Origin of the sequence: Ochrobactrum sp. SFR4 (assembly GCF_019730395.1) — a bacterium.
Classification (GTDB): domain Bacteria; phylum Pseudomonadota; class Alphaproteobacteria; order Rhizobiales; family Rhizobiaceae; genus Pseudochrobactrum.
In genome coordinates this window covers 1-314 of sequence record NZ_JAAPBB010000526.1, presented here as the reverse complement: position 1 = coordinate 314, position 314 = coordinate 1, and the positions used below count along the sequence as shown (strand labels likewise).

Genomic DNA, 314 nt, shown 5'->3' with positions numbered 1-314 from the left:
ATGACCGGTATGACTTATCTGATTGGTACAGATGATCAGGGGCGCGACCTTTTCAGCGCCATTCTCTATGGCTTGCGTACCAGTATTCTAGTCGGCGTTTCCAGTGCGGCCATTGCGTTGATCATTGGCGCATCCATTGGTCTAGCAAGTGCTTATATCGGTGGCAGAACCGATGCTGTTTTGATGCGTATTGTTGATATTCAGCTTAGCTTTCCGGCGATCCTTATCGCATTGATCTTTTTGGCCATTCTGGGGCAGGGCGTTGATAAGATCATCCTCGCGCTTGTTGTAACTCAATGGGCTTACTATGCGCG

1 protein-coding gene is annotated in these 314 nt (G+C 49.0%); it reads left to right on the top strand.

The window, feature by feature from the left end; genetic code table 11:
• Positions 1-314, top strand: a 314-nt coding sequence (locus tag HBA93_RS20095; protein ID WP_353619418.1) for an ABC transporter permease, incomplete at both ends; no start/stop codon positions are given.